The sequence below is a fragment of the Leptospira sp. WS58.C1 genome, from assembly GCF_040833995.1.
Lineage (GTDB): Bacteria > Spirochaetota > Leptospiria > Leptospirales > Leptospiraceae > Leptospira_B > Leptospira_B cinconiae.
The window spans coordinates 2,264,824-2,288,738 of record NZ_CP162137.1; the positions used below are offsets into that span (position 1 = coordinate 2,264,824).

At 42.8% G+C, this 23,915-nt stretch carries 24 protein-coding genes; 12 read left to right on the top strand and 12 right to left on the bottom strand.

Annotated features, from left to right (window positions below):
• Positions 1-61: 61 nt before the first annotated feature.
• The 7 genes from AB3N61_RS10410 (at position 62) to ilvA (ending at position 5,551) form a co-directional block, all read left to right on the top strand.
• Positions 62-421, top strand: coding sequence for an ArsR/SmtB family transcription factor (locus tag AB3N61_RS10410; protein WP_367897526.1), 360 nt, complete (start codon positions 62-64; stop codon positions 419-421).
• A 61-nt stretch (positions 422-482) separates the two neighbouring features.
• The gene (locus AB3N61_RS10415; RefSeq protein WP_020770851.1) at positions 483-2,051 is read left to right on the top strand and encodes an MFS transporter; all 1,569 of its coding nucleotides are present in this window, start codon (positions 483-485) and stop codon (positions 2,049-2,051) included.
• A gap of 114 nt (positions 2,052-2,165) precedes the next feature.
• Positions 2,166-2,621, top strand: a complete 456-nt coding sequence (locus tag AB3N61_RS10420; protein WP_020770596.1) for an SRPBCC family protein — start codon at positions 2,166-2,168, stop codon at positions 2,619-2,621.
• A 67-nt stretch (positions 2,622-2,688) separates the two neighbouring features.
• Positions 2,689-3,159, top strand: a complete 471-nt coding sequence (locus AB3N61_RS10425) for an SRPBCC family protein (RefSeq protein ID WP_367897527.1) — start codon at positions 2,689-2,691, stop codon at positions 3,157-3,159.
• Between the two features lie 135 nt (positions 3,160-3,294).
• Positions 3,295-3,513 carry a hypothetical protein gene (locus AB3N61_RS10430; protein ID WP_367897528.1) on the top strand — a complete coding sequence of 73 codons (219 nt, stop codon included), beginning with the start codon at positions 3,295-3,297 and terminating at the stop codon, positions 3,511-3,513.
• A gap of 38 nt (positions 3,514-3,551) precedes the next feature.
• Positions 3,552-3,986: a DoxX family protein gene (locus AB3N61_RS10435; RefSeq protein ID WP_020770683.1), complete on the top strand. Its 435-nt coding sequence runs from the start codon at positions 3,552-3,554 to the stop codon at positions 3,984-3,986.
• A 47-nt stretch (positions 3,987-4,033) separates the two neighbouring features.
• On the top strand, positions 4,034-5,551 hold the full coding sequence (gene ilvA, locus AB3N61_RS10440) for a threonine ammonia-lyase, biosynthetic (RefSeq protein WP_367897529.1): 1,518 nt from the start codon (positions 4,034-4,036) through the stop codon (positions 5,549-5,551).
• A gap of 28 nt (positions 5,552-5,579) precedes the next feature.
• On the opposite strand, the gene AB3N61_RS10445 is transcribed toward ilvA, so the two are convergent.
• Genes AB3N61_RS10445 through asd form a run of 3 tightly spaced genes read right to left on the bottom strand, consistent with a single transcriptional unit; the run spans position 5,580 to position 8,627 of the window.
• Positions 5,580-6,077 (bottom strand): hypothetical protein, encoded by a 498-nt coding sequence (locus tag AB3N61_RS10445; protein ID WP_020770745.1) that lies wholly within the window; start codon positions 6,075-6,077, stop codon positions 5,580-5,582.
• Entirely contained in the window at positions 6,074-6,403 is a 330-nt protein-coding gene (locus AB3N61_RS10450) for a DUF971 domain-containing protein (protein ID WP_367897530.1), read from the bottom strand. The genes AB3N61_RS10445 and AB3N61_RS10450 overlap by 4 nt, the downstream gene beginning before the upstream one ends.
• A 1-nt stretch (position 6,404) precedes the next feature.
• Positions 6,405-8,627: an archaetidylserine decarboxylase gene (gene asd, locus AB3N61_RS10455; RefSeq protein ID WP_020770661.1), complete on the bottom strand. Its 2,223-nt coding sequence runs from the start codon at positions 8,625-8,627 to the stop codon at positions 6,405-6,407.
• Between the two features lie 138 nt (positions 8,628-8,765).
• Here asd and AB3N61_RS10460 point away from each other — a divergent pair, with 138 nt between their 5' ends.
• Positions 8,766-9,626, top strand: a complete 861-nt coding sequence (locus AB3N61_RS10460) for an LIC_11366 family protein (RefSeq protein ID WP_367897531.1) — start codon at positions 8,766-8,768, stop codon at positions 9,624-9,626.
• A gap of 13 nt (positions 9,627-9,639) precedes the next feature.
• Here the strand turns inward: AB3N61_RS10460 and AB3N61_RS10465 are convergent, their stop codons facing one another.
• The 5 genes from AB3N61_RS10465 to AB3N61_RS10485 form a co-directional block, all read right to left on the bottom strand.
• The gene (locus AB3N61_RS10465; RefSeq protein WP_412758368.1) at positions 9,640-10,347 is read right to left on the bottom strand and encodes an START domain-containing protein; all 708 of its coding nucleotides are present in this window, start codon (positions 10,345-10,347) and stop codon (positions 9,640-9,642) included.
• 209 nt (positions 10,348-10,556) lie between these two features.
• The gene (locus AB3N61_RS10470) at positions 10,557-12,728 is read right to left on the bottom strand and encodes a 7TM diverse intracellular signaling domain-containing protein (RefSeq protein WP_367897532.1); all 2,172 of its coding nucleotides are present in this window, start codon (positions 12,726-12,728) and stop codon (positions 10,557-10,559) included.
• An 88-nt stretch (positions 12,729-12,816) separates the two neighbouring features.
• Entirely contained in the window at positions 12,817-13,998 is a 1,182-nt protein-coding gene (locus AB3N61_RS10475; RefSeq protein ID WP_020770652.1) for an acyl-CoA dehydrogenase family protein, read from the bottom strand.
• 156 nt (positions 13,999-14,154) lie between these two features.
• On the bottom strand, positions 14,155-15,339 hold the full coding sequence (locus AB3N61_RS10480; protein ID WP_367897533.1) for a sterol desaturase family protein: 1,185 nt from the start codon (positions 15,337-15,339) through the stop codon (positions 14,155-14,157).
• Between the two features lie 18 nt (positions 15,340-15,357).
• The gene (locus tag AB3N61_RS10485) at positions 15,358-16,140 is read right to left on the bottom strand and encodes an SDR family NAD(P)-dependent oxidoreductase (RefSeq protein WP_367897534.1); all 783 of its coding nucleotides are present in this window, start codon (positions 16,138-16,140) and stop codon (positions 15,358-15,360) included.
• A gap of 177 nt (positions 16,141-16,317) precedes the next feature.
• On the opposite strand from AB3N61_RS10485, the gene AB3N61_RS10490 reads away from it, so the two are divergent.
• Positions 16,318-16,971, top strand: coding sequence for a glutathione S-transferase family protein (locus AB3N61_RS10490; protein ID WP_367897535.1), 654 nt, complete (start codon positions 16,318-16,320; stop codon positions 16,969-16,971).
• Positions 16,972-17,091: 120 nt separating this feature from the next.
• Positions 17,092-17,328: a hypothetical protein gene (locus AB3N61_RS10495; RefSeq protein WP_020770757.1), complete on the top strand. Its 237-nt coding sequence runs from the start codon at positions 17,092-17,094 to the stop codon at positions 17,326-17,328.
• Between the two features lie 6 nt (positions 17,329-17,334).
• On the opposite strand, the gene AB3N61_RS10500 is transcribed toward AB3N61_RS10495, so the two are convergent.
• Positions 17,335-19,302 (bottom strand): M3 family metallopeptidase, encoded by a 1,968-nt coding sequence (locus AB3N61_RS10500; RefSeq protein WP_412758369.1) that lies wholly within the window; start codon positions 19,300-19,302, stop codon positions 17,335-17,337.
• A gap of 98 nt (positions 19,303-19,400) precedes the next feature.
• Between AB3N61_RS10500 and lsa23 the strand changes: the two genes are divergently transcribed.
• Positions 19,401-20,000 (top strand): surface adhesion protein Lsa23, encoded by a 600-nt coding sequence (lsa23, locus tag AB3N61_RS10505; RefSeq protein ID WP_020770681.1) that lies wholly within the window; start codon positions 19,401-19,403, stop codon positions 19,998-20,000.
• 74 nt (positions 20,001-20,074) lie between these two features.
• The gene (locus tag AB3N61_RS10510; RefSeq protein WP_020770653.1) at positions 20,075-21,250 is read left to right on the top strand and encodes a MaoC family dehydratase; all 1,176 of its coding nucleotides are present in this window, start codon (positions 20,075-20,077) and stop codon (positions 21,248-21,250) included.
• A gap of 90 nt (positions 21,251-21,340) precedes the next feature.
• Here AB3N61_RS10510 and AB3N61_RS10515 read toward each other — a convergent pair whose 3' ends face one another.
• From AB3N61_RS10515 to metK, 3 genes are read right to left on the bottom strand one after another with little or no spacing between them, the layout of a single operon-like run.
• Positions 21,341-21,655 (bottom strand): ATP-dependent Clp protease adaptor ClpS, encoded by a 315-nt coding sequence (locus tag AB3N61_RS10515; protein WP_036090316.1) that lies wholly within the window; start codon positions 21,653-21,655, stop codon positions 21,341-21,343.
• Between the two features lie 41 nt (positions 21,656-21,696).
• Complete coding sequence (locus AB3N61_RS10520) at positions 21,697-22,656, bottom strand: transketolase family protein (protein ID WP_367897537.1); 960 nt, start codon at positions 22,654-22,656, stop codon at positions 21,697-21,699.
• On the bottom strand, positions 22,656-23,816 hold the full coding sequence (metK, locus tag AB3N61_RS10525) for a methionine adenosyltransferase (protein ID WP_020770880.1): 1,161 nt from the start codon (positions 23,814-23,816) through the stop codon (positions 22,656-22,658). The genes AB3N61_RS10520 and metK overlap by 1 nt, the downstream gene beginning before the upstream one ends.
• Positions 23,817-23,915: the final 99 nt, after the last annotated feature.

Below are 23,915 nucleotides of genomic sequence, written 5' to 3' on the forward strand. Positions count from 1 at the left end.
GTAGATTAGGCTTGACTGGCGATCTGATGTCCCGTATTTTACCAAACGGTAAATTAACTAAATGGTTAAATATGACACTGAATCCGATCGATTGAACAATACCTTCTCCGCTTTGGCAGATCCAACTAGAAGGAAGATCCTTCTCTATTTGGTCTCCGGAGAGGCAACTGTTAAGGAATTGGCGGAACCTTTTAATATGAGCTTACCCGGAATTTCCAAACACCTGAAGGTTTTGGAAAAAGCCGGACTGATTGAAAGGGGAAGAGAGGCCCAATGGAGACCCTGCAAGATACGACCGGAGGGGCTAAAGGAAGCTTCCGGTTGGTTGGATCATTACCGCCATTTTTGGGAAGAAAGTTTGGATCGTTTGGATGCATATCTCCAGCAACTCCAAGGAAAAAACCTAGAGTCGGGAAAATAGGCCGTTATTTCCGAATTTGTCCCGGTGTTATATTAGAATTATATAAAAAGGTACGTTCAGAATGTCTGAAATAAAAACTGAAAACACTTCCAAAGCCACTAAAAAAGAGTGGATTGGCTTAGCGGTGATCGCACTGCCCTGCCTACTATATGCGATGGATTTAACGGTTCTTTATCTTGCGGCTCCTCAATTGTCGGCGGATCTTAACCCGACTCCTTCTCAACAATTATGGATCATGGATATCTACGGTTTTTTGGTCGCGGGTTTTCTTGTGATCATGGGGAATCTGGGAGATAGGATCGGCCGACGTAAACTTTTACTTTATGGGGCGGCAGCGTTCGGAGTAGCATCCGTGTTAGCGGCATTCTCTCCTAGTTCCGAAATTTTGATCCTAACCCGTGCGATCTTAGGGATTACCGCGGCTACTTTGGCTCCTTCTACTCTATCTTTAATTCGTAATATGTTTTTGGATCCCGAAGAGAGGACTTTTGCGATCGGTATCTGGGGAATGAGTTTCTCTCTCGGTGGAGCGATCGGTCCTCTTGTAGGCGGAGTCCTTCTGGAATATTTCTGGTGGGGTTCCGTATTTTTGATGAGCGTTCCGGTTATGGTACTTCTTCTGATCGTTGGGCCTAAACTTCTTCCTGAATTCAAGGATCCGAATGCGGGCAAAATGGATCTGCCAAGTGCCGTTCTATCCCTGATATCGGTACTTTCAATCATTTACGGTTTGAAACAGATCGCAGAGAACGGCTGGGGAATGATCCAGATTCTTACTATACTTGCCGGACTTTTAGTCGGAGCGATTTTTATCAAAAGACAAACCACTTTGGCCGATCCGATGATAGATCTTGAATTGTTCAAACTTCCCGCATTCAGCGCTGCGGTCGCAGGAAATACGATGACCATCTTCGTGGCATTGGGAACCTTCTTGTTCATATCCCAATATTTACAATTGGTTTTAGGACTTTCTCCTTTGGAAGCTGGACTTTGGACACTGCCTGGAGCTGTGGGCAACGTGATCGGTTCACTTACCATCCCTATCGTAGTTCGTTATATGCGTCCTTTATACGTAATGTTAAGCGGTTTACTATTACTTGCGATCGGAATGTTTTTATACACTCAGATTCATTCGGAAAACGGGATCTGGATGATCATTTTTGGATCTCTGATCATGTCCCTCGGGATCTGTGCAGTTGTGATCTTAGGAACGGATATCATCGTTAGTTCAGCACCTCCGGAAAGAGCGGGTGCAGCCGCTTCTATTTCGGAAACAGCAGCCGAATTCGGCGGCGTTCTTGGAATCGCAGTGCTTGGAAGTATAGGTGTAGCCATCTTTAAGTCCAGGATCAATTCCATTGATCTTCCGGGGTTGACTCCGCAACAATTCGAAAGTTCTCATAATACTCTGGCTTCTGCGGTAGCCGTGGCAAAAGAACTTCCGGAGCCGAGTAAACAGATACTGCTGAGTACCGCTCGAGGTGCATTTACCGACTCTTTACATTTTGTTTCATTACTGAGTGTGGGGATCTCGATCGTTTTGGCATTTACGATCTTTTACCTACTAAAAGACAAAAAAGAAGCCAAAGCGGTTATAGAACCGGCAGAATTGGAAAAATCAACCGGATAATATTATAATAAAGTAATATAATGGCTCCAAAGATTTAGAACATTAAGACCCGTAACAGATTACACTTACGATAGAATTTGAGATTTGATACTGATAATAAATAAGGATACTAAAATGAAGGTAGAAATTTCCCTGGTTGGAAAAGAAATTATAGGGGTTAAAACTTTCGACGCCCCAAGAGAATTGGTTTGGGAAGCTTGGACAGACCCGAAACAAGTAGCGATATGGTGGGGACCGAACGGTTTTACGAATACCATCCACGAAATGGACGTAAAACCGGGAGGGATCTGGAGATTTATGATGCATGGTCCGGATGGAACGGATTATCCGAACCATATCCAGTATATCGAAGTAGTGAAACCTGAAAAACTGGTTTACGACCATGGAGACGATGCCAACCCGAAACAATTTCATGTTATCGTTCTTTTCGAGGAAGAGGGCTCCAAAACGAAACTTACCATGAGAACCATATTCCCAAGCGAAGAAGAAGCTAAAGAGATCTCCAAATACGCGGTGGATGGACTTGGCCAAACTCTCGGACGTCTACGAGAATTCCTGGAAAAGAAATAAGGAACTTCGGACCGATCCCGAAGTATTTTCGAATATAATAATTTTTTAAAAAGCGGAGGAGAAGCCAATGAGCGAGACCAAAGAATCTGAATTTAAAGAAATGATACTTACTAGGACTATCAACGCTCCTAGAGACCTGGTCTGGAAGGCTTGGACGGATCCGAATATGGTATCACAATGGTGGGGCCCGCATGGATTTACCGCTCCCCTTTGCCAACTGGATCTTCGTCCAGGTGGAAAAATGCTGATCCACATGAAAGATCCTGAAGGTGGGATCAATCCGATGAACGGGACCTATAAAGAGATCGTTCCTTTGGAAAAGATCGTGTTCTCCTCTTATATCGCATTCGAGATGGACGGGAAAAAACCTGCCGCTGAGATTTTGATAACAATTCTTTTCGCAGACAAGGGTTCAAAAACCGAACTTCAAGTGCGAGCACTTCCGATCAAAGTGGATCCGGAACTGATCCCTGCAGTGGAAGGTATGGAAGAAGGTTGGACCCAAACTCTGGAAAAACTTACGGCAATTTTCGAGTAATCCATCCGGATCGGCCATTCGTTCAAACGAAAGAAATATTAAGGAAATAGAATATGAAAGCAGATCTGTTGCAAATACTGAATTTTTGGATCATCATTTTTCCTTTTCAAAAGAGGAAAAAAAATAGGGTTTAAGATGGACGAAAAAGTGGGAGGTTACTCCCGCTATTTTCATAAACCGCCGAATTCGGAAGATATCCGGACTAAAGAAACGAAGAATGATATTTTTCGTAAAAAAAAGATCTTCTTTACTAGTTTGTTTTCGGTTCCGGACGAAAAAAAGGAGATAAACCGATTTTGGCAGGAGGCCTTGGATAAATTAGCGGAACTTCTCCGCAGGATCCAAGAATCTTAATACTTCAGAATATTACTATAATTTAAAGGACATATTGGATGAATTTCGACATTTTTAAGAATGAGACTTTGAATATTAAAGCGGATATAGCCATTTTAATAGCAAGGGTTATCTGCGGTTACGCGTTTATATTACACGGTTGGGGAAAGATACAAGATCCTCTGCATTGGATGGGACCCGATTCTTCAGTCCCCTCTTTTTTCCAATTTTTAGCCGCACTCTCCGAATTCGGCGGTGGGATAGCATGGGTGATAGGACTTCTGACGAGGCTTGCTTCTTTCGGGATCGTATGCACAATGATCGTAGCTGCATATTTCCATTCGGTGATCTTAGGGGATTCTTTTATAAACCTGACAGGCGGGAGATCCTACGAATTGGCAGGAGTTTTTTTTACGATTGCATTGGTATTTTTGACCGTAGGAGCTGGAAGATTCTCTTTGGATCAAAAAATCTTTGGAAGTAAATCCAAGTAGGTTAAATTCTATCCCTAAGAGCTGTTTTTGCTCTTGGGGATTTTTTAGTGATAGATTATATCCGCAAAATTTTAGACGCAAGAGTTTACGATCTCGCGGTCCATACTCCCTTGGACCCGATGATACGAATGAGCAGAAGATTAAACTCTTCGGTTTTTTTAAAAAGAGAGGATCTCCAGCCGATATTCTCCTTTAAGATCAGAGGAGCATATAATCTAATTTCCAGACTTTCTCCCCAGGAAAAAAGATCAGGAGTGATCTGCGCATCCGCCGGTAATCATGCACAAGGCGTTGCACTTTCCGCTCAAAAATTAGGGATCAAGGCAATCATAGTCATGCCGATCACTACTCCATCCATCAAAATAGAAGCGGTACAATATTTCGGAGCAGAGATCATTTTACACGGGGATACTTTCGACGAGGCATATTCTCATGCTAGAAAATTAGAAAGTGAGAAGGGCCTAAAATTTATCCATCCTTACGACGATCCGGATGTGATCGCAGGACAAGGTACCGTGGGTTTGGAAATTTTACAACAGTATCCGGGTCCGATAGAAGCTGTCTTTATCCCAGTGGGTGGAGGAGGTTTAGCGGCCGGAGTTGCCTCTTATATTAAATTTTTAAGACCTGAAATCAAGGTTATCGGGGTGGAACCGGCAGACGCGGCTTCCATGAAAGAAGCGATCTCTGCCGGTAAACGAGTGATCTTAGATCGAGTCGGTTTGTTTGCCGATGGAGTTGCAGTCAGACAAGCAGGAGAAGAAACATTCAAAGTTTGTAAAGAACTCTTGGACGACGTACTAGTAGCGAACACGGACGAGATCTGTGCGGCAGTTAAAGATATATTCGAGGATATGAGAGTGATCGCAGAACCGGCAGGCGCATTATCTTTAGCGGGATTAAAATTTTATGCCAACCAAAACACAAATCGCACAGGGGCACTGATCGCGATCAATAGCGGTGCCAATATGAATTTTGATAGGCTCAGACATGTGGCGGAAAGAGCGGAGATCGGAGAAGCCAGAGAAATTTTACTAGGAGTCACAATACCGGAAAAACCCGGAAGTTATCTAAAATTCGTCCAAACCTTGGGAAACAAGATCATCACAGAGTTCAATTATAGATATGCCACCGAGAAACAGGCACATGTGTTCGTAGGTTTAAAATTAAAAGACTCCCATTCCGAAAAAGAAAAAGTAATCTCCGAATTGGAATCCTTAGGGTATGAGGTCTTGGACATCAGCGCGAACGAGACCGCAAAGATCCATATCCGTTATATGGTAGGCGGAAGAGTTTCCGAGCTCAAAGATGAAATTATTCTTAGATGCGAGTTTCCGGAACGCCCGGGAGCCTTGCTTAAATTTTTGGAATCGGTAGGAAGCAACTGGAATATTACATTATTCCACTACAGGAATCATGGAGCGGATTACGGAAGGGTTTTAGTCGGATTTCAAGTACCTTCTCCCGATCGGGAAGGTTTCAGGGAAAGATTAAAAAGTTTAGGGTATCCCTATGAGGAAGAAACGGACAATCCCGCATACAGAATGTTTCTAAACAATGTTTGATCGGGAGCCGGAGCGAAATATTTAGGAATTAGGCATCCACTCTAAAATAGGCCTTTTTGACCATTTTCTGAACATCGTATCTTTTGCCTGGATCCGTGCCCATACAAAAAAACATAATGCCATACATTACATTTTCCTTAAATAAGGTGATATGTAAAATATGCAAATTGCTACCTTTATCTTTATAATGTACTCGGAACGCGGGACGACTCGCCACTTCCGATTCTCCGAATTCCAAGATCCTACCGTTACCTTTTTTGATGGAATCTATGATGCCCATCTGTAATTCCTTATTTAAGGCGCCTTGATCGACGGGCTCTATTAATTCCTTTCGAGTGATTAGAACACTTGCAGATTCGTTATAGTTTTTTGCAGCAAATATCCCTCCTGCAAACGGTTCCATTGGGAACCAATCGAAAGGAATAATCAGATTAAGGGGAGAATGTGGTTCTTTTTTGTTCTCAGGCGAAGTCGAAAGAGAAGTAAAGACGGAAAATATTAAAAGGATAAAAAGGACCCGATTCATGGAATTCCCAGGTCCCCAGGTTCTCCCTGCCAATACAGTCGAAGAGAATCGAAGCTATAAATCCCGGTATTATGATAATCTCCCCAGACCAAGTTGACAGCATATCTTCCCACTTTAGAAAAAGATAATAATTTGGCCTCTTTGATCCCGCCGGTAGTAGCTCCAATCTTCCCTCCGTGGCCGCCCTTACAAACCACGCATGGACATCTTTTTCTAAGTTCCAATAGAGGGAATTCGGAGATAACTCCGTCCTTCCATTCTATTTTTAGAATATTCTCGTCGAATTCGATCGTTTCGGGTGTGGTTGCTTTTAGACTGAGGCTCATATTATCTAGGAAGTTTTAAGACCTGTTTTCTAAAAGTTCCGATCGTGGTTCCGTAAGTCACTTTTTCGTTCAGAGGAAGGTCCGCAAAATCGAAAGTATCCCTTTCGAGGATCAGGATCACGGTGGAACCCATTTCGAATCTTCCAAGTTCGGCGCCTTTTTCAATCATGATGGAAACGTCTTTATAATCTTCTTCCTTTGTTGTTCGGATGAGGGTATTCGTGATGATCTTCTTATCGTAAGTCACACGGATACGACCCACATTGGAAGCTCCCACTTTGATCACTGCAACTAGTCCGAATTCGGTCTGTAAGAATGTGATCAATCTTTCGTTTTTAGGAAAAAGTCCTCTGATCCCAAAAACCGCCAATTCGTTCACAGGGAAAAGTTTTCCAGGTTCATAATAATATCCTAATATTCTTCCGTATGCGGGAGAATGGATCCTATGATAATCCTGAGGAGAAAGATAGAATGTGATATATTTTCCGTTTTGGAATTTGGAAAGATATTTTTCTCCTCCGATCAATTCCTTCAAGTTATAGTCCACTCCCTTTGCCTGTAAGATCACCTGGTCGTTGATATCGCCGAAACCGGTGATCCTTGCGTCCACAGGAGAGACAAGCGCATTCTCCGCAGAATCGATGATCCTTGCTCCGGCTTTTAACGCTCTGGTGAAAAACTGATTTAGAGAATTGTATTCTTGTATCTCTAATTCGGCTTCGTTCAAATTGATCTTATACGCTTTTGCGAATGCCTTTAAAATCGGGATCATAATAAACCTCGGCAATCGTAAAGAAGCCAAGATCCCGAAGAGTAATGAAACCAGGTTTTTCGGCAGAATAGATAGGAGAAGAAGATAAAAGTCCTTAAAGATCTCGTAATGCGCCCCGCCTTCCAGGAATTTTCTGAGTTCCGCTTGGGCCACCTTAGCTAACAGTACCAAACTAATGAGAACCGGAACCGCAGTAATCAGCGCCAGTCCATATCCTATTCCGAATACTTGTAATAGGAATTCTTCCCCATATTGAACATACGCGTATGCGGAACCGAGTAAAGACGCTATGAATAAGATCCTATATACGTTTGCGAATTTTTCTCCGAAGATATATCTAGCGTTTTGTTCTCCCGTATAAAACCAGCCGGAGATCGCGACTATGGAAAACAGTAAAAAAGACGCAAACAATGCCAATCTTGAGGGATCCGTAGGACCTTTCACCAATACGGTTAAGAAATTTTTTACCGACTCAAGATCTTTTACCCCGAAGGAGAATAACGCATAGATCACAAGGGTAGAGATCACGAAACCTTCGAAGAAGGTGGCAAGCATACTTACGATCCCCTGTTTTGCGGCGGAATCAGTACGAACCACTCCTGCCACTCCCGCACTTTTTCCGATCCCGGTTTCAGTCGATAAGAAGAACATTCCAGTCCCGGTGCTAAAAATCCTTGCGAGAGAAAATCCTCCGCCTAATAATAAAGAGAACGGTTGCATCGCTTCTTTAAATACGGATTCTAAGAAAAAATAAAAATTTCCTAAATGATCCTTGAACAATAGGATATAACTTAAGAAAAATAGAATGAGTCCTATCGGAGCCAGGTAAGCGGAAACTCTTCCGATCCTTCTAATCCCACCTAACACGACGAATACGACCACGATGGAGATCAAAAACGGAACGGTCATCCCTTGTATATCCAGTCCATTCTGCGCTAAAAAAGAAGCCCCTAAAATCGGAATAGCACTTCCCATGGAAAGTACCGTTAACAAACAGGCTAAAGAAAAAGCGATCGCAAGCCATCTAGCTCTAAGCGCTTTTTCTATAAAATACATCGGCCCTGAAAGATATCTTCCGCTTTCTAACTTGATCCTGAATCGGATCGCCAATGTGGAAGAAACAAAACGTAGCGGCATGATCAGAAAACTGGAAAGCCAGATCCAAACGAGGACCCCTGGACCTGCCAAGACCAATGCCAAGGCGGACCCCAATATAGCCCCAGGAAGTAAGGATGAACCTGTTCCTGCATAGAATGCCTGAGAATGAACCAAACGTCCTCGTGAACCTTTGTAGTCCATATTGCCGGAAAAAATTTTGATCGCTAAAAATAGAAATCGGACCTGGGGGAATTTTAAGCGGAAGGTAAGATATAAACCGATAAAAACTAAAAAGTAAAAATACGGTTTTAGAAGATCCAAATCCAAGAACGGAAATAGTTTAGTAGTCAGCATTCCAATCAATCTTTCCTTAAAATAAAGGCTTTTACAATTCTAGGCCCGGAAAATTCTGCTAGCATGCCGGGTTCCTACACAGTTTTCACGCATCCAGTCCCAAAACCACTCCTTTTTGAAACGCAGTCCGGACCCAAAATGAGAAGAGTAAGTCTCTCTTCAGTCGTAATTACCGGAATTCTGTTCGGAATGATTTCCTTAGGAGCGGAAGAAACCAGCACAAGCTCGCCGAAACTGAAGGAAATGCCGGAAAACAGGGTTTCCGATGTCTCCGATACCTGGGAATTCGGTGCCAGATTCGGTTTTGGGATGAGAGGACCGAACAGATTCGATCAGAATTTAAACGGTTTTAGTTCCAACCTAAATCCACTTGTGGCCAGCCAAACAAAACAGGAAAACACAAGAGGAAGTATCCAAGGAGAATTTTTAGCTAGGACCAGACTGAGCGAAAGTTTTAAGATCGGAATGATAGGCGGATACAGATACTTCGATCCATTTCATCTCACGAATTTAACTTCAGAACCATTTTATACACAATTGAATTTCCAAATGGAAAATTTTTATATTTTAGGAATGGTCTGGCAGGAAGGAAGACTGAATAGATATCTCCGTTGGGAAACAGGGCTTGGACTCGGAATCACAAGAGCATTGTGGATAACAAAAGGTTATGCCACGGACGGAAGTGAATATTACCAACAAGATGGAAATATGAGAGGTAGCGGGTTAGAATTCAGACTGGAAGGTTCTCTCCTCCATCCGATTAATGAAAGAGTGAGTTTAAGTTTCGGGACCTACTTGGCTTGGATCAATATTACTTCTTTTGACGGTTCCTTTAACGGAGATACGTCGTCCTTTTATATCAGACAGGACGGAAGGCTTTCCCCTCTCACGGAGTCGGCCAACCAAGACAATATCCTTCTCTCCAACCAATATTCCAGAAAATTGGATATGCAATCCGCCTATGGCGGCTTATTTTTCGGGGTGAATTATAAATTATAAAAACTTAATTCAATTACTTTGGATCAGGTAGGATTAAATCCGGATGTTTAGGGGAATTGATGTATTTGGACTCGGTTACCTTTTCTTTCATTTTCCTTAAAGTTTCGTAAGGAATATCCACTACTACAAAATTCGCAATAGACGTGGGTACACGACCACCAGGCTCGCTAAGCAATTGATAGGTAACTTCCACCTCGTCCCCTACAGGAACAAATTTCCAAAATCCTTTAAGAGTACCTCTTACTATGCCATCTTTCTCCGCTACTATATTTGCAATAGGGCGAATCGTATAAGTCACTGCTCCGGTATTTTTGTCCTGACTGAAAATCGTATGGATCACAAAATCCCGATCATTCACAGGCCAAGGAGCCCCGTTCTGGATATAAATATACTTTTCTTTTGTATTCAAAACTTTTACGGCTTCCGCTTGTTTACAATTTTTCAGCCAAGTAACGTAATTCGGGTTGTCTTCCATTAATGAGATCACCGTACTCAGAGCCGCTTTGAGTTTCGTTTTTCCGCGGAATTCTTTTAACTCGGAACCTTCGACGACTCTAGTATGAACAGTGATCCCGTTTTTCTCCTTTTCCAGATCCCAAGAAAATATCCGCATTGGGATCAATAGAAAAACGATAAAATAGAAATGTTTCATTAAAATACAACCTCTCGCCGAATACTCCGGATCGAAACAATGATCTAAACCGATTAGAGATCGGATCAACCGTAAAATCGGATCTTGTTTAACAGGTCCGGAAAATAGATTTGAAACTATCTCAAAAATACTCACGAAACAATTTTTTGGAATGATTTATTTGCCTGAGAGCGAAGCCACGATGGCGAAGCTCCCCGGAGGTCTGCACAGGATGTGCAGGCGGAGGGGGAGGCAAAAAGTTCACTCCAATATATTTTATAGTATTTTCGAAATACACATTAATCGAAATCCAAGGAACTTGGCTCTCTTTTGTATTTAAGAGGTTTTTGTAGGTATTTGATGAGAAGCACCTTATTTCCTTTTTCATTAAATTTTACCACATCGAAAACTTTTCGAGTCATCATGATCCCGCGTCCATGGGTATAACTTTCCTCGTTCAGTTTTTCACCGTCCAAATTTAAGATCTTCTTAAAATCAAAACCGTCACCCTCGTCCTCTATCTCGAAACCGATCCGTTTAGAATTGAGAGAATATGCGACTTTTACGTTCCTTGCCCCATAAAAAGCCTCTCTTTGTCTTTTTTGGATGAACTCCATATAATTTCCGGATCTCATTGCCTCCGTTTTTTCATCAAAACTGATCCCCAGGTTCCCATGTTCGATCGCATTGATCAAAACTTCTCTGAGACAAGTACGGATCGCTGTGATCACTTCTGAGCCTGCAAACTGGCTGAGATTAGAAGTAAGCTGCCTACTTAATATATCCGCATTTCTGAGATAATTGTTCACTGTAAAATGCATACTTTCCGAGACCAAAAAACGAGAGAGAATATCTTCGGAAATCTCCGATACCTTACCTAACACTTTTCTTCCGGCCTCACTCTCGAAGGATTGGAGACGGATCTTTACCGGTTTAGGCTCCATTACATATTTCTGTTTGAACTCCGAATGAAATTCGACCGTTTTTCTGGTTCGCAAATGTTCTTCCAATTTTTCTTTCGCGAGCAGAAATACGATAGAATCTTCCTGCGTATCCGGAGTATAGATCAGATCTAAGAAGTTTTTACCTTCTGCTTCCGCAGGTTTATAACCGGTAAGTCTGGAAAGAGTACGGTTTGCATCCTTGATATTCCCCTCTTGATCCAAAGTAAGAAGAAGTTCTTCCGCTCCCTCGAACAAATTCCTAAATCTGAGCTCGGATTGTTCTATCGCTTGTTTTGCCTCGTTCAGATCTTCCACCTTGGAGGAAAGGTCTTTGGATAGACCGTTCACTCGATCCGCCAAAGACAAAGCTAACAGAAGAATATGCATCGCAGTCCCGATCTCCACTCCCCAATACGCCAATGAGATCGTATGAGGAATAATCCCGGAAAATCTTAAGACGAATACGAATGCACCCGCGACAAGTGCAAGCCAAGCTCCTAAAAAGAAAAGTGCGGGCCTTAAATTCCTGGAGAACCCCTGGAAACCCAGATACAGGATCGCAGCCAACAGGATAGTGGATAAAAACACGTAAAGTGCCAGTGCAAAACCGAATGGAAAAAAATATCCGACAATTACAAGTATATAAGATAAAATTGATATTCCTTTTAAAACTTTGTTCGAATTCGTATAGTTATTAGGAGCGTCAAAATAAAGTCGGATAAAATCCGACGTGGTACCGGAAACTAGGAACGTAAAAGAAGTGATGATATGACTTGCCCAAACCACAGAGTTCGGCCAGAAAAATTGAAAGGAGTAACCATGAAGGGACCATTGGGCCAAAACTCCTGCGCCAACATACCCGAAAAATGCCAGGTAAGTCTTTTCCTTTGTGGATAGGAACAGAAATAGATTATATAATGCCATGACTAAAAGAGACCCGAAATAGATCCCGAGTAGTATCTGATCATCGCTAATGTTTGAGAAAAAATCCTCGGACTTATATGCGAAGGCCGCGAAGTTCACCGAACTTTTGGTTTGGATCTTAAGATAGACCGTGTCCTTCTCTCCTGCCTTTAACTCTAAAGGAAAACTCGGAAATCTATATTGAATCGGTCTTTCTTCGAAGGGAATTCTATCTCCCCCGCGGAATAAAACTTTGTCCCCTTTTGAGGCCAGAAATAATTCCACCTTATCCAATTGGCTATAATGGATCTCTAATATCCAAGAAACGGAATGAGAAGATCTATTTTCTAGAGGGATCTTGAACCAATGAGTCAGATCGGAATAGCCTAAACTCGCGGAAGAAAGAGGATAAAACTCCTTCTTCTGCATTTTTTCAAAGTTCGAGTCCCCTTCCTCGTCTGCCCAAACCTCCGCATGGGGAACCAAAGAGACCCCCTCATAAGGCAATGAAGAAGGATCGAATGCTAAAAGAGGACTAAAAACGGCAATGGTCAAAAAAGTGAACGAGAGTTTACAAAAAACTCTCCAGGGTAAAAATTTCTGGATGTCTAAACGCCCTTTCACTCTTTCTAAAAAACCGGAGGGAAAAGTTTGACTTCTGCCGGATCGGCAAGCAAGTCAAAATTCTCCCTTGGGAGACTAAAAGAGGATTTTAGCCTTTTTTGGTTTTGGAAGCCGCATCTTTTATGAGTCCTGCGGCAATTTCGTTCCTTTGGATTTGGCTTGTGCCTTCGTAAATCTGTAGGATTTTAGCGTCCCTGTAAAATTTTTCCACAGGATACTCTTTGGTGTACCCGTACCCGCCGAAAATTTGTACCGCATCAGACGCAACCTGGACGGAAGAATCGGATGCATAACATTTTGCCATCGCGGAAAATTTCGCGGCGTCTTTGTGGAAGGTTTCCGCATACACGCCAGCTTTGTAAGTGAGGAGTCTGGAACCTTCTATCTTGATCGCCATATCCGCAAGCATGTGCTGGATGGCTTGGAAAGAAGCGATCGTAGTCCCGAACTGCTCTCTTTCTCTAGCGTATTCGATCGCCGCATCGAAAGCACCTTGCATCAAACCGACCGCTCCTGCCGCGACTGCCGGCCGGGAGAGGATCAACGTTTTGAACGCATGTAAGAATCCCATATTCTCTTTTCCGCCCAAAAGATTTTCTTCCGGGATCTCACAGTCTTCCATGATGAGCTGTCTTGTTTCAGAACATCTAATCCCTAACTTGTCTTCCTTCTTTCCGAAGGAAAATCCTTTGGTGCCTTTTTCGATGATAAAACAAGAGATCCCTCTTGGCCCCCTGTCCTTATCGGTCATTGCGAACACAGTATAGATATCAGCTTGGCCGGCACTACTGATCCACTGTTTGGTTCCGTTCAAAACGTAACGGTCTCCTTTTTTCACAGCAGTAGTCGCCATCGCCGGAACATCCGAACCTGCTCCCGGTTCCGATAGACCGAATGCGGCCGTTTTTTCGCCCGAGGCGAGAAGAGGAAGCCATTTGTCTTTTTGAGCCTTGGTCCCTCCCACATCGATCGGTAGAGCACCTAATTTTGTGGAAGTAAATGCGGTATTTACTCCCAAACATCCCCAGGAAACTTCTTCTGCGAGGACAATACCCCCCATCATTCCGTAACCTAAACCGCCGTGTTCTTCGTCGAACAATGCCTGGTATAATCCGGCTTCTTTAAATTTTTGTAAAATAGCTTTCGGATATTCGTTGTTTTCGTCGTAGTGCATTCTATTCGGAACGACTTCCTTTCTGACCACGTCCCTGACCAGTTCTCTAAGTTGTTGTAATTCCTCTGGTAATTCGAATTGAAGCGGTGAATTCAAGCTTGCCTCCCAATGATATTCTTTTTCAAATTCGGTTTTTGATCCCTGGGCAATCTTTAGGAGCAGGTGTGGAATGATCAAGCGAAGCTTTTTACTTCGCTCGTAAGAATAAATGGATTGTTTGTTATACGAACTAAAAGGAGGCGTTCTAAATTTTTATTTCAAATTCCAAACTAGAACACCTAATAAAGCAAACTTTAACACTTCCCATTTTTCCATCTTGGGTCTTCCGTTCCATACAAGACCTAAACTTAAAAATGCAAAGAAGAACCAAACACCGAAGCCCGAATATAAGGCCAGAGACATCTTTCCTAGTTTCAAAAGTTTTAATAGATAAACGGAAAGTCCCGCAAGAAGGAGAAACTGCAAAACTCCGTAAACTTTTCTGGAATTAGAAATGATCGGATCGAATTTTTTATAGGTCGACCTATTTATTTCCGAAACCTTCTTCTCTCCCCCCAAAGAATTCGGTCTCCAATCCGGTTTTTTGACGAGAAGAAGAAGTTTATCTTTCCAACTAGGTGTGGCCTTCACTAAATTCCAAAGGGAAACATACACATGTAAATTTGCCCAGATCGGATTGAATGTAGGAAGAGGTTCCGTGAGTCCGTAGATCGGCTCCTTCTTCTCTTCCGCATACGTTCCGAACCATTTATCCCAGAGGATCAATATTCCACCGTGGTTCTTATCCAAATATTCAGGATCTCTTCCATGATGGACTCGATGATGAGAAGGAGTTAAAAGTAAATGTTCCATCCAACCCAATTTTCCGATCAGCCTTGTGTGGACCCAGAATTGGTAGATCTTTAAGATCCCGTGACAAATAAAGAACATCCACCACGGAATTCCCAAAAGGGCCAAAGGTAGATTAAAAGTATATTCAAAAATCCTTTGGAACATGGATTGGCGAAGCGCTACGGTTAGATTAAATTCTTCGCTGGAATGATGAGTGACGTGACAGGCCCAAAGAAAATGGATCTCATGTGTGGCCCTATGGAACCAGTAGTAGATAAAATCCACAGCGATCAAAACGAATGTCCATGCAAAAAACGCCTCCAGGTTAAATTCCCAACCGTTAGAGGTCTTCACCAAAGGAGCAGAAGACGGAAATTCCCCCAGATTAAATAGAGTCTGGACGGAATAGTATATTCTAATTTTATCATATAGAATAATGGCGCCTAAAGTGATCACTACTCCCGTAAAAGAGTATAAGATCCCTGTCGCCAGATCGGAAACGGAATCATTCCATCTGTAAACCGACTTCCTTCTTCCCCAAATAAATTCCACCAAAGCTAGTCCTAAAAAAAAAGGAACCGCCTTGTCCAAAATCGTTTCTTGCATATCCCACTCTCTTACTATCTAATTTACCGTATTTAAGATTTTTGCCAATTTGCGGACCAAAAACCTAGGAGTGATACGAACGGATTGAGCAAGTAACTTGTTCGCCACTCCGGAGATTACGACTGCTCTACCCGCCTTTACTCCTTGGTAACCGATCTTTGCCACGTAAGCTGCATCTGCCTTAGGAACCAAAGCGCTATTCAAGATTGGAGATTTATCCATTTCCGCTCTTTGGAAAAATTCCGTTTTTGTCGGTCCTGGACAAAGACAGGTAACATTCACTCCGTCTTTACGAACTTCCTCCGCAAGACCTTCCGAGAAGAATAGAACATACGCTTTGGAAGCATAATAATTCGTCATCATTGGTCCCGGCTGGAAAGCGGCGGTAGAAGCTACGTTTAAAATTTTTCCCGCATGTCTTTCTCTCATATCTTGGACGAAAAGATAAGTTAACTCCACAAGGGAAGTCACATTGACTTGGATCAGATCCAATTCTTCTTTCAAATCTAATGAATGAAATTTTCCGTTCGTTCCAAAACCTGCGTTATTCACCAGAAGATCCACGATCGCTTTTTTCTTTTTGGCGAAGTCGTAAATTTTTTTAGGAGACTTGGGATCGGACAGATCGGCGGAAAGAACTTCCACATTCGCCCCCAAACTTTCCATTTCCTTTTTTACGGAGTTTAAGGTTTTGAGATTTCTTGCTACTAGTATGAGATCGTAACCGTCTTTTGCGGCCAATTTGGAAATTTCATAACCGATGCCGACACTAGCTCCGGTAATTAATGCTGTTTTTTTCATGATCGATAAGATTCCTTTTCAAAAGACTATAAACTCTTTTATCGCAGCCAATTTTAGATTTAGATTTCCTTTCAGGAAAGTAGAAATTAAAAATTCAACCGACTTCCCATTCTTTCCTATCTAATTTATGAAAAAGACTTTACCTTACTACTTGTATTTGGATGATCTTCAGCTCTTATGATAAAACTATACGGTTATCCGATCAGCAATTATACGAATAAGGTCAAATTGGCACTCCTGGAAAAAGGTTTGGAGTTCGAAGAAATTCGCACACCATTCTCCCAAGACGAGGAGTTCCTACAAAAAAGCCCAATGGGAAAAATTCCTTATCTCGAAGTGGACGGAAAGTATCTGGTAGAGTCCCAAGCAATCTTGGAATTTTTGGACGACGCGTATCCAAATAGCAAACGTTTGATCCCGGCAGATCCGTTCGAAGCGGCTCAGGTTAGAACGATTATATCCTTCATAGAAAATTATATAGATATACCCGCCCGTAGATTGTACGAATCCATTGTGGAAGGAAAAACAATTTCACCTGAAACTGTGGAACTAACAAAACTTTCCCTCCAAAAAGGAGCGAGAGCGCTTTCCAGAGTGACGAAATTTTCTCCGTATATCGCAGGAACGGAATTCACTGCAGCGGATTGTTCCGCCTTTGCCACCTTTCAGATCATAAACGATCATATCGCGGATTGGATCTCTCCGAATCCACTCTTCGAAATTCCGGGACTACAAGCATATCTGGATATGATGATGCAAAATCCGAACGCAGCAAAAGTGGACAAACCGAAGTCAGTCGTGATGAAAGCTCTAAAAAGACTCCGCAAATAGATCGGATCTATAGTCGGATTTTGTGCGCTGCGTTTTTTTATGAGAAAAATTCGGATCAAACCTAGTTTCAAAAAATCTGGTTGACTGGTTCGCTTCGCAAATTAACCTGCTGGTGTCCTTATGGAAGCAGAGAAAGTCATTTCGGTCCCAATCAAAGAACTTCCTCACTTAAAAGTGATCCTAGCCGGATGGTACAATTTTTTAAAGGATAGTTACGATCAGAAAGCGATAGACGCAAACGCCTTTAAAGACTCCCTAAAGACCAATGTAGTCTATAATATCGACTCCGACCAGGTAGAATTACTACTTTCCGGCACCGAACAGTTACTTCAAAGTTTCCGCAAAAAACTTTCGTAAAGCTACTCAAGCTACTAAATCATAGAGTTTTAATAGAGCGTCCGGCTCCGGATCTCGTCCTAAAAAGCGTTTGAATAACACCATGGCGTTTTCTGATCCTCCTTTTTCTAAGATCTCAGTTCTGTATTTTTCCGCCAGGTTTTCATCGAATATTCCTTTGGATCTAAACGCAAAAAATGCATCGGCCGCCAAAAGTTCCGCCCATTTATAACTATAATATCCTGCCGCATATCCTCCGGAGAAAATATGCCCGAATCCATTCTGGAACTTGTTATATTCGGGCGGAAAAAGTACACTTACATCTTTTCGAACCGTATCCAAAATATTCTGCACCTGTTCTTCCGAATATTTTTGGAGATGGATCCTTATATCAAAAATTCCGAATTCTAGCTGTCGAACCACTCCCATTGCGGCTAAGAAGTTTTTAGTATCCTTCAACTTTTGAGCAAGTTCCTTCGGCATTGGCTTTCCGGTTTCATAATGAAATGCGAAGAAGTCCAATACTTCAGGCTCATACGCGAAATTTTCCAAAAACTGGGAAGGAAATTCCACCGCATCCCATTCCACTCCGTTGATCCCGCTGACAGGAGGTTCTTCTATTTTTGCACATAGGTGATGGAGTGCATGTCCCATCTCATGGAAAAATGTCACCACATCCGAATGATTTAAGAGAGAAGGAGCGGAATCTTTGGAAGGAGGGAAATTACAAACCACGAACGCGGAAGGTAAGATCGTTTTACCGGAAAGTTTATTGCGAGTTTCCCAATGATTCATCCAGGCCCCGCCCTGTTTGTCCTTTCTTGCCTCCAGATCCAAGTACAATCTTGCGATAATTTCTGAGCCGTTTTTTACATGATACACTTCGGTTTTTGGATCCCAGATCGGAGCGTCGGTTTTATCGAATTTTAATCCTAAAAGTTTTTCCAAAAAGGAGAAGGTACCCTTTACGACAGTATTCTTTTCGAAATAAGGACGTGTCTGTTCTTCATCAAAATCGTAATTTTTCTTTTTCAACTTCTCCGAAACATACGCGCTATCGAACGCTTGGAAGTCCGAAATACCCAACTCTACTGCAAATTTTTTGAGTTCGCTCATTTCTTTCTCTGCTATAGGTTTTGCGAGTTTTCCGATCCTTTCTAGGAAATCCAACACCTGCTCGGGAGAATCCGCCACCTTCGTTGCAAGAGAAGCTTCGGCGTAATTTTTATAACCTAATAATCGAGCGGACTCGTCTCGAAGGGCCAGGATCTCTTCTAAAATTTTTCCGTTCCCGGGAGCGCGAGTTACGTATGCTTTATATAATTCTTCTCTTTTGGATCGATTGTTTCCATAAGTCATATAACAATTATAACTCGGGAACTGAAGTGTGAATGTGTAAGTCCCATCCTCGTTTTTATACAATGTTTTGTCCGATTCAGGGATCTCTTTAACGTCTTCTTCCGACTCGATTTTCATCTCGAAAGAGTTTGTGGAGTCCAAAAGATTTTGGGAGAATTGGTTGGAAAGATCGGATAGCCTGAGTTGAATTTCTTGCAGACGATTTTTTTTATCTTCAGGAAGTCCCACTCCACCTAGTTTGAATTGAAGGATCGCGTCTTCCAGAACCTTATTTTTAGGCCTGTCTAAAGAGGATTTTTCCTTCTCATAAATTTGAGAGTATAGTTTGAATAATTTTTCGTTTTGTCCGAGTTCGGTATAGAATTCGGTGATCTCCGGCAGGATCTCCGTATAATGTTCTTTAGTTTCTTCGCTATTCTTAACGCTATTTAGGTGAGAAAGTACCGTAAATTCTTCCTGTAATTCCTCCATAGAGTCGTTCAGAGGTCGTATTACGGACTCGTAATTTACAACATCTCTCTTCTCTAAAACTTCTTCCAAAACCTTTTTTGAGTTTTGGATCTTTTCTCTCACCCTTTGCTTTTGTACGGAAAGTGGGGTTTGGGGAAATTCTCTGAATAGAACTACTGGACTCATCGATTCCAGACTTTCTCTTCCCGAATGGAAAAGCACCTATTTTCCATCTTGACAAGATTGAAAAACTGATTCGAATTCCTGCATTCCGACCTTATCTTATGAGATCTTATTTTTTTATCCCTATTTGCCTTCTTTACTTGGGCTGCACAAGCCCCCCTCTACCTGTATTCCAAACTACGGAAGGGATCTGCCCTAAATCGAATCTTTTCGTATTGTCCCAACCCGAGATAGATGTGCAGAGAGGCAATGATCTCGTAGGGGTCTACTGTAAGGCAAACATTACCCCTCATGGATTCGAGTGGGAAATTAGCTTAGTATTTCGGGACGAGATCCATCCAAGTTCTTGGAAGGATTTTTTTTATAGGATCTACAGAAAGTTTCGTTATGGTCGGACCTACGACATTGAGTCCTTTTTAGTCCGACTAGAACCGGATGGAAAAACATTTCAATTGGATTTGAAAAATGTTTATTCAGGAGACCAAATCTTCCAAGAAGACCCGGTGGTTCATAAGGATAGGATACTTTCTTCTTCTCTTTTGCAAAATCGGAACTCACTGCCCATTCTTTATGTGAATACCTGGAATCATATGTTTGGGGAGAAGGACAATAATCCGGGGCTTTCCAAACAAGAGATCCAAGTTTCCGAGTTTCGTTTCGGAGCCAGAAGCCAATTGGATGCCTATTTCGGGACTTACTGAAGCCGAAAAAGCCTTTTCCGAGCGGAGGATCTCAAAATCCTGGAAGAAACTAAAAACTAAGCGGGAGTTCTCATATGGCTAAAATCCCTACTTCCCCCTTCGCGGAACTAGGTCCCAAAACTCCGGTGGAAACCGGAACCGTAAAACGGGGTATTTACGGTAGATATCTGGAAGAATTTACAGAAGGTGCAATTTTCGAACATCCGAGAGAACTGACCATCGATCGTTCTTTTGCACAAGAGTTTGCTACCACGTTTATGGAAGCAAACCCACTTTACCTTTCCGCTCCTTATGCACAAGCTCACGGATTTAAGGATCTATTAGTTTCTCCCTTGATGGTGTTCAACGTGGCACTTTCCTTAGGGGTACAAAACGATTCCGAAAAAGCGCTCGCGAACCTTGGATACTATGACGTTCAGTTCCTGAAACCGGTATATCCTGGAGATACTCTTTCCGCTAAAACCAAAATTATCAAAATAGACGATAAGGGTGCGGATAAGCCGGGGATTGTTCATGTTCGCACGATCTGTTTGAACCAAAACAAGGAATTAGTACTTCAATACGAAAGAAAGATCATGATCTATCACTCTAACGGAAAACCGAAAGGAACTCCGAAACCTGTGATCAAAGACGCTTTCTTCCCAGAAACTGACAGCCCGGTCATCGAACTCCCTGAGTTAAAATTCCCGAAAGGTTTCGAGACCGCTACCTGGACGGATACCTACTTCGAAAATTTCGCAGCGGGTCAGATCTATATCCACCAAAACGGAAGAACGATTACCGACGAACACTTCCCTTGGACCTACAGAGTCGGGAACACTCACCCGCTTCATTACGACAAACTTTACTCTTCCGGGATTTCCGGACCAATGGGCGGAGAACCTGTCGTTTACGGAGGACTCGTATTTGCATGGTTATGCGGACTTTCTTCCAGAGATGTGACTGAAAATGTTATCTGGGATCTCGGGTTCACTGAAGGATACCATACCCAACCTTCTTTCAGCGGCGACACTGTGACTGCGATCACTAGGGTCCTGGCTGTAAAAGACAGAGGAACCGAATTCGGCATTCCTGCGGGAGAAGTTCATCTTCAATTTATCGGCCTGAAAAATATCAAGGCAAACGATGCCTTCGAAAAATTCGGAGCGGATCTATTCTTAAAAGAGAACGATAAGAAAAAACACGGGAAAGAAAAACTTCCTGAGAAAATTTTCGAGATCGAAAGAAAGATTCTAGTTAAGAAGAAGTAATTCGTTTCGCACTGAGGGCACAGCGTTCACGGAGTTTTTTGATTTAGTAATTTTAAATCTCTCCGTGTTCTCAGTGATCTCTGTGCGAACTTATCCTTCCAACGTTGCGCTCATGGAGCCTTTGGATGCAGGCAAAAGTGGATCCGGTCCGTAATTCAGGATCAGATCCTGGATATGTTCTGCATGTTCCAATTCGCCTGCAAACACGACGGTCTTTTTTTGGGCGTCTACTTCTACGGCGTGACCGAAAGCTTGTTCCGGAGTCATCTTACAAACGTCCATGAGCATAGTGATCACATATTCGTAAGTGTGTTCGTTATCATCCCATAAAACCACTCTCCAGGGTCCTCCGATTTGCACCGGATCTTCTGTGGTGGTTTCTTCTATCGAGGGTGAGTTAGGCATGGCACGAAAAACTTATGCCCGGCAAAACACCGGGCTGTTTGTTATTTGGATTGGACTGCTTTTTTTGCGAGTTCTACAATGTTTTTGGATCTAAGACCGAAATAATCCAGAAGCCCTGACCAGGTTCCGGACTTACCGAAACTGTCCTTCATTCCGAGTTTCAGAACTCTAACCGGGTATTCTTCGGATAAGAATTCGCTGACTGCGGAGCCGAGTCCACCGATCACATTATGTTCTTCGCATGTGACAACCGCACCGCAAAGTTTCGCATATTTTAATATTGCTTCTTTATCGATTGGCTTGATAGTCGCCATATTCAAAAGAGTGGCTTGGATACCTTCCGCTTCCAGTTCTTTTGCGGCGATCATTGCCTCGTTTACCAGAACTCCGTTTGCGATGATAAGGACGTCTTTACCCTCTCTCATCACTTCCGCCTTTCCGATCTCGAATTTATAATTTTCTCTTTCGATCAATGGAAGATTCGGACGGCCTACACGTACGTAAACCGGTCCTTTATAATCCGCAATCGCATGAATGATCTGTTTAGTTTCGTTATAGTCGGAAGGACAGATCACCACCATTTCAGGAATAGCTCTCATAGTGGCAAAATCTTCGATACATTGGTGAGAAGCTCCGTCCTCACCTACCGTAATTCCACCGTGAGAAGCGACTAATTTCACGTTCAAAAAAGGATAAACTACACTATTACGCACCACTTCCCAGGCTCTTCCGGATAAAAACATCGCGAAAGAAGAAGCGAATGGAACGTAACCTGCAAGAGCGAGTCCGGCAGCATGACCCACCAAATTCTGCTCCGCAACCCCTACGTTAAAAAAACGGTCCGGAAATGCTTTTGCGAATTTATTGGTTTTAGTAGAACCGGAAAGATCCGCGTCTAGTACTACGATATCGGAACGTTGTGCGCCTAATTCGTGCAAAGCGTCCCCGTAACCGTCTCTGGTTGCTTTTTGATCTGCGCTAGATGCGGATACTACTCCCATTAACCTTTCAATGCTCCCGCTTTATCAGTTCTTTCCCAGGTAAATGTTTCCCCACTTCTTCCGAAATGTCCGTAAGCTGCGGTTTCCCTGTATTTTCTTCCCTTCTCTAATAATTGTAAGGACTCAGTGATCCCTCTTGGAGTCAGTTTGAAGTTTGCTCTGATCCTTTTTACGATCTCTTCCTCGGAAAATTTACCGGTTCCGAAAGTGTCCACGTGAACCGAAACAGGTTCTGCAACGCCGATCGCATAGGCCAACTGCACCTCACACTGAGAAGCAAGTCCTGCTGCTACCACGTTTTTTGCGATATATCTTCCCATATAGGCTGCGGAACGGTCCACTTTGGAAGGATCTTTTCCGGAGAATGCCCCTCCACCATGTCTTCCATAACCGCCATACGTATCCACGATGATCTTACGTCCGGTCAGACCGGTATCTCCGTGAGGTCCGCCGATAATGAACTGCCCTGTCGGGTTGATAAAATATTTCGTATCTTTCAAGAAGTTTGCCGGGATTACCTTCTTGATACATTCTTCGATCACGGATTCCTCAATCTGCTTATGGGAAACTTCAGGAGAATGCTGGGTAGAAATTACCACGGTATCCACACGAGTCGGCTTTCCGTTTTTATACTCTACCGTTACCTGGGATTTTGCGTCCGGACGGAGCCATTTCAATTTTCCGTTATGACGTAATCCAGCCAGATGTTTAACTAACTCATGAGAGTAGTAGATAGGCATCGGCATCAGTTCAGGAGTTTCGTCGATCGCGAACCCGAACATCAAACCTTGGTCTCCGGCCCCTTGCTCTTTAAAAAGACCTTCGCCCTCTGTTACACCTTGAGAAATGTCAGGACTTTGGGCATGGATATGGGACGAAACTACCGCAAACTCGGCATCAAATCCGAGGGAAACATCGTTATATCCGATATCTTTGATTACATTTCTTGCGATCTCTACGGCGTCGATTTTTCCCTTGCTAGTTACCTCTCCGGCTACTACTACCAGGTTGGTAGTCACTAAAGTTTCGCAAGCTACCCTGGATTTCGGATCCTGAGCTAAATAAGCGTCCAGAATTGCGTCGGAAATTTGGTCGCAAACCTTGTCAGGATGTCCTTCCGATACGGATTCCGAGGTAAAGATGAAGTCTTGAAGGGACATTCGATTGTAATTCCTGTTAAAATTATTTCTATGGGGAGAATCTTCCCCGCTTAAAACTATAAACCTATACAAGTTGTCACTGTCAAGTGAATCCGACCT